The 6,208-nt window shown below is 62.8% G+C and carries 4 protein-coding genes; 3 read left to right on the top strand and 1 reads right to left on the bottom strand.

What is annotated here, in order from left to right; translation table 11 throughout:
• The first annotated feature begins 135 nt into the window (after nucleotides 1-135).
• Genes AB0J87_RS64265 through AB0J87_RS64255 form a run of 3 tightly spaced genes read left to right on the top strand, consistent with a single transcriptional unit; the run spans nucleotide 136 to nucleotide 5,597 of the window.
• Entirely contained in the window at nucleotides 136-1,473 is a 1,338-nt protein-coding gene (locus AB0J87_RS64265) for an IS701 family transposase (protein ID WP_363985887.1), read from the top strand.
• A gap of 3 nt (nucleotides 1,474-1,476) precedes the next feature.
• Nucleotides 1,477-5,001 (top strand): RHS repeat-associated core domain-containing protein, encoded by a 3,525-nt coding sequence (locus AB0J87_RS64260; protein ID WP_363985885.1) that lies wholly within the window; start codon nucleotides 1,477-1,479, stop codon nucleotides 4,999-5,001.
• 2 nt (nucleotides 5,002-5,003) lie between these two features.
• Nucleotides 5,004-5,597 carry a hypothetical protein gene (locus tag AB0J87_RS64255; protein ID WP_363985883.1) on the top strand — a complete coding sequence of 198 codons (594 nt, stop codon included), beginning with the start codon at nucleotides 5,004-5,006 and terminating at the stop codon, nucleotides 5,595-5,597.
• A 307-nt stretch (nucleotides 5,598-5,904) separates the two neighbouring features.
• On the opposite strand, the gene AB0J87_RS64250 is transcribed toward AB0J87_RS64255, so the two are convergent.
• On the bottom strand, nucleotides 5,905-6,208 hold a 304-nt coding region (locus AB0J87_RS64250; RefSeq protein ID WP_363985881.1), incomplete at its 5' end, for a hypothetical protein.

The following is a 6,208-nucleotide window of genomic DNA, read 5'->3' as shown; positions in this document are numbered from 1 at the left end:
CCCGGTGTTCAGCAATGGACACGCCGGGTTCGGGAGGGGGTCACGGGAAACGGACCGGTAGCGATACCGACACCGCGCCCGTGGCCTACCTCACGATCCAAAGCGGCTGCTGCCCTCATCGTAGAGGCCCGGCGTGTGCAACGGAACCTCGACGACCTCATGACCGCGCTGGCCCCGAGGTTCCCCAGGATCGAACCGCGGCTGCAGGCTGCCAAGTACGTCCGAGCCGTCATGTCCGAGCTGCCCAGGCGCAATGGCTGGACGATCGCCGAGTGGATCGGCGACCGCCGCCCGGACGCCACCCAGCGCCTGCTGAATCGCGCCCGGTGGGACACCGCGGGCGCGATGAGCACCGTCCGCCGCTTCGCCGTCGCCCGACTTGATGCCGCCGCCCGATCGGGCAGCCTGACCGTCGGCGTGCTGGACGAGTCCGGTCAGGAGAAGAAAGGCGTAGCCACGGCGGGCGTGAAACGCCAGCACATGGGCTGCGCGGGCGGCATCGACAACGGCGTCAACACCGTCTACCTCGCCTACGTGCGTGCCAGGGCGGGGCACGCGCTGATCGGCGCCCGGCAATGGATCCCCGCCGAGCAGATCAGCGACCCGGTCACCGCGATCACCACCGGCCTGCCGCTGGATCTCACCTTCGCCACCAAGGGCGAACTGGCCATCGACCTGCTGCGCGAGGCCTACGCCGACAACGTGCGCCTGGACTTCGTGACCGGGGACGAGGTCTACGGCGCCTGCACCAAGCTGCGCACCTTCCTGGAAGAACGCGGTCAGGCCTACGTGCTGCGCATCCGCGCCACCTTTACCCTCACCCTCGGCGGCGGCACCTGCCTGACCTGCGCCCAGGCCGTGGCCAAGCACCTGCGGCAGAAACGCCGGTGGACCATCCGCTCAGCCGGGGCCGGCTCCAAGGGCGAACGCACCTACGCCTGGGCGTGGATCGCCACCGCCAGCTCTGCCCACTTCCTGCTGGTCCGCAAGCACCGCACCACCGGCGAGGTGGCCTTTCACTACTGCTTCGTACCTGCCGGCCAGCCGGTCACCCTGGCCCGGCTCGTCTCCGCCGCCGGGCTGAGATGGCCGGTGGAGGAAAGCTTCCAAGCCGGCAAGGACCTGTTCGGCCTGGACCAGTCCCAGGTCCGCCTCCACCAGGCACTGCTGCGACACCTCGTGCTGGTCATGGCCGCCCTGGCTGTCTGCGCGGTCACCGCCGCTGCAGCCCGGCACGGAACCGACACCCAGGTCAACCGCCCCACTCATCCCGACGAAGCACCGCCCGCCGACCCTGGCCTCATCCCGTTGACGGTTGCCGAGGTCAAGGGCCTGTTCAACGCCGTCACCGGCCGCACACCGACGCTGGAACACGCCGCCCACTGGTCGGCCTGGCGACGCCGCCATCAAGCCCACGCCCGCTGGTTTCATCACCGAGCCCGCCTGAGCACCGCATATATCCAGCTCAACTAACGAATGGCGGCTGCCGTACTAGGCCAGGACGGGGTCTCGACCGACAACTCCTGTACTGCCACGACATACGCACGCAATGTCGCGGGAGGCCAGTACTTCACCAAACTTCCATCCGTAGTCGAGCGCAGAGCAGGTGACGACTGTGTCGCCGGTGCGCTGTACGGCAAGTCGGTCTTCCTTTATGACGGCGGATCAGATCCGGCGACCAACGCGCCCAGCGATGGGAACGTCACGGAGACTCGCCTGCACTTCAACGCCACCGGCAGTTCCGTTACGAAGGGCACTTTTGACGAGTACGGGCGCACGCTGACAACTACCGATCCCTTGAACAAGGTCACCACCACTTCCTATGACCCGCCTGTCGGATGGCCGCTCAATGGGGTTACCACAACGAACCCTCTCGGGCAGAAGACGACAACAAAGTATTCCTACGGTACCGGGTTGGTGATCTCGGTACTCGACGCCAATAGAAGACTGACGGAGATCGACCACGACGGCCTCGGCCGATCGGTCAGGTTGTGGGGCACGGGCGAGCCGAGAAGCGGCGGGACACCCACTGCCACTGTTGCTTACGACATCCCCGTCGCGGGGAGCGCCAGCCAACCGAACGGTCCCATAAAGACCGTCATGCGACAGCTACTGTCTGGTACCGGGGGCGCGGCGAAGTACACCGAGTCGCACACCTACGAGGACGGATTCGGCCGGATCCGTGAAGTGCAGACGCCGTCACCTCAAGGAGGCCGCACCATCGCGGTCACGGCCTATGACGCCCGAGGCCTGACGTATGTCAAGGCTCTGCCAGCGTACAACGGTGGCGCCCCCGGGAGCGGCTTGCTCAACCCGGCTTTCGAAAGCCTGCCGCAGTGGACGAAAACGCTCTACGACGCGCTCAAGCGTCCGATCGCCAACATCGACATGAACCTTGCAGTCGAATTCCGGCGGACCACCACCAGCTATCCCGGCATGGACCGCGCCGAGGTGCAGCCATCGGTGGGCGGAAAGGTGGCAACCGTCCTGGACACAGCAGGACGCACGATCAAGAAGGAAGAATGGCTCGACACCTCCACACATCACGACACGACCTATGCGTACAATCTGGCCGGAAAACTGACCAGGCTCACCGACGCCAACGGCAATGTTCGCACCTTCTCCTACGACTGGCTCGACCGGCGCATCGCCACCACAGCTCCGGACAGTGGTAGTGCCTCCACCGGATATGACGCCGCTGGACGAATCCTGTGGAACATTGACGGGAACAACACTAAGACCTCCTACACCTACGACGACATAGGTCGAAGAAAGACTCAGTGGGCTGGAGAGGTCGACACCGGTATCAAGCTGGCCGAATGGTTGTACGACACCCTTGCGCAGGGCCAGGTTACCTCCAGCACTCGCTATGCTGGCGGCCGTGCCTATACCAAGGCTGTTACCGGTTACGACAGCTCTTACCGCCCTACCGGCACCAAGGTATCCATTCCAGCCGCTGAGACGGGAATCGCAGGGGACTATGTCTTCGCCATAACCTACGACAGAGCCGGCAACCCACTGACGCGCACTCTGCCTGCTGCGGGAGGTCTCCAATCAGAAACCCTCACCTATGGTTACTCGGACCTGGGGATGCCCAAGGACGTTTCGTCGGACCTGAACGGCGGCACGGTCTACGTCAAAGACACCTCCTACGGCTCCACCGGCCGCATTGCCGAACGCTTATATGGAAGCAACGGTCAGCTCAAACGAACCTTCACCTGGGATCCCGGGACCGGGTGGCTGGGCAAGCTGACCACCACCGCGAAAGCGAACACACCGAGCCCCGTTACTGCCCAGGATGACGTATTCAGCTACAACCGGGCCGGTGAGATCACGCAGGTTCTCGACGCCACGTCAGCGACCGGAAGTAGCCCCGGCCAATCAGAGTGCTTCGGCTATGACGCTCTAAGTCGGCTCGCCTCGGCCTTCACCACAACACGGGCCGACTGTACCGCCGGTCCTGACGGTCAAGGCATCGACCCTTACCGTCACACGTACGCATACGACGCCGTCGGCAACATCGCCTCTCTGACCGACAGTACGGAGACGGCTACATACCATTACCCGGCGCCTGGATCCTCGGCGGTACGTCCCAACGCAGTCACCTCCGTCGCGCGACCGTCCAGAACTGACACCTATTCCTATGACAACGCCGGCCAGCTCATCAGCCGCACCGTAAACGGCAAGCAGACGACATTTACGTGGAACCAGACAGGGCAGTTGGAGAGGGCCGCCGTTGATGGCGTGGACACCTCCATGGTCTACGATGCCGATGGCGAGCGGCTCATCCGGCGTGAAGCAAGTGGGACCACTCTTTATCTGGATGGGATGGAGGTACGCGCCTCCGGCACAACGAAGGCGACCCGCTACTACGCCTCGCCCGACGGCGCCGTCATCGGCATTCGCACCACTAACGGTTTCCAGTGGGCGGCCTCCGGCCTGCACGGCTCGATGCAACTGGCCATCGACGACACCACCGGCCAGGTCGCACGGGAACGCTATCTGCCCTACGGCCAGCGCCGGGGCGTGGACGATCTGCCCTCCACTGACCGCGGCTTCCTCGGCAAGGTAGAAGACGCCTCCACGGGGCTGAGCTACCTGTCCGCGCGCTACTACGACCCCGCCACGGCGAAGTTCATATCTCCCGACCCTAAATTTGACACCGAAAACCCGGAGCTGACGAGCCCGTACGGCTACGCAGCCGACAATCCTGTTGGGCAGTCCGATCCGGACGGTCTCGACGTCGACGCTGGCGGTGGCAGTGGCAGTTATGTATCAGCCATCGAGATCATCATTGGAGCGCTTCCGAACGATGCGGTCAGGGCGAAGTTCATAGAGCGCTGGCAAGCTCGTGCCGCCGACCATTTCAGAACATATTCGAAGGCCATGAACGATGATCGCCTCAGGACGCAGCAGGAATTCTTCCTCGCCATGTCCATCTGTGAAGAAATAGGCTTTACGTCCTGTGGGAGGAAGGCCACAGATTTCTTCTTCAACGGCATATGGGCGCGCCATGACCTTGATGAGCTCATGGGTAGCGACAAGGGCAAGGCCAGCGGCAAGGCCAGTATGTTCAGCAGATTCCGCATCACGCCGGGGAAGAATATCAAGATCGACGTGCCCAGTGCGGCAGGCGGAAGGAGCTACATCACATACATCATCCGCAATAGTGCGGATAAAGTAGTATACATAGGCAAGGCCAGCGGCAAGGGAACGCCTCAGCAGGTGCTCAATGCGCGCTTCAAAAAGCAAAAGAAGGGGCATGACCACTACTTCCCAGAGCTGGGAGACAAACAGCCTGAGATCATCGACGTCTATACTTCCAGGGACGCCATGTCCGGTGGTGAGCAATTCTACATAGAAGCTTATAGAGAAGAAGGGGCTGACCTAAGGAACAAGATCGAGGGTATGAGCTGGGACCGTCCGGACCGCCGGAAGAGGTCGCTCACGAAGCTGGACGCGTTCTTCCTTGAGAAGGTGTTCAGGCAACAGATAGAGTAGGTATGGTGGAAGTATTTATCAGCTGGCTGGGCGGCGCGCAGGTAGGCAAGGCCGATATCGAAGATCTGATCGAGGATATCCTCGGCGATCAGGGTGAGGTGACGGGAGGAGGCGAAGGTGATACCGGCGGGAATATCGACATCGAGATATTCGAGGACGCCGACGCCGAGCGACTGGTGTCCGAGATCGTCAAGGCGATCTCGGGCCACCTCCCGAAGAACGCCTACTACGTTTTTGCCGATGACGAGGAGAGGCATCTGCTGCGGGAGCAGTTGCCTGGCGCGGCCCAGGTTCCGATGCAGTTGCAGGCGGCCAGCGATGGCATCTGCGGTGGCCTCAACAGGGCACTCGATGCCGCTGCGCGAGCCAGAGGTGAGACCATGCCATTCAAATGTGCGTTCGGCATGGTGGAAGGTACAACGGTGATCTCCCAGTTGGTGGGGCGTCTTCCCGTCGAGACGGTGCGGGAACGACTCGAATCCTGGGTGAACGGCGAGGCCTCTGCCATGATCAGGCAACCGCTCGGTCTCGTCGGCGCCACCGCTTGGGAGGCCCATTACAACGGTGCTGCCATCCTGCGTGTGCCAATTCCGTGACCAGACCGATCCGGGGTCGGACCGGGCCTCTCTGGTAGGGAGAATCTTCGGCTGACGCAGACCTTGCCCTTACGGCCGGTCGGATTCACACCTAGCGGATCACCATCGATCGGTACCGAACGGAACCGGGCCCGTACCTCTTGGGATGCGGGTCTCCGCTGGTGAGCATGTGCTGTGTCAGGTGGGGACGATGAGACCTGCGGGAAGACGACTTCGATCGCTACAGGGAGCTTGTGCCGAGCAGAGAGCGTTCTGCTCGGCTGCGAGCAAGGCGACTGTGCGCCTGCCGAAAATTCCATCCATGCGTTCAAGCCGCAGGTGAGTACTCGTGGAGGACGCCGCCGAGCCGGTCGCGTCGGCATACATTCAGGTCGGTGATTTGCTCGGGATCCGTGATCGGATCGGGGACGGTGCGCAGCGGCGCTGCTTGGTTTAGGGCTTGATGAGCTCGGTGCTGGTTGTAGAACCGTTCGTACTCGCGCAGGGCGTGCCGCAGATGGCGTTCGTTCCATACAAGGCGAGCAATAGTCAAGACCTGTGGATCGTGAGTTCCTAGGCGGCTGTGGGGACGGGCGAGTCTGCGGGACGTTCGACGAGCTTGCCGTCGATGA

It is taken from the genome of Nonomuraea sp. NPDC049625, assembly GCF_040675285.1.
Classification (GTDB): Bacteria; Actinomycetota; Actinomycetes; order Streptosporangiales; family Streptosporangiaceae; genus Nonomuraea; species Nonomuraea angiospora_A.
This window is presented reverse-complemented; position numbering and strand designations above follow the sequence as displayed.

Bases quoted from the DNA above. Each gene is read 5' to 3' on its own strand.
- AB0J87_RS64255 (WP_363985883.1), top strand. From the start codon at position 5,004: ATGGTGGAAGTATTTATCAGCTGGCTGGGCGGCGCGCAGGTAGGCAAG.
- AB0J87_RS64260 (WP_363985885.1), top strand. From the start codon at position 1,477: ATGGCGGCTGCCGTACTAGGCCAGGACGGGGTCTCGACCGACAACTCC.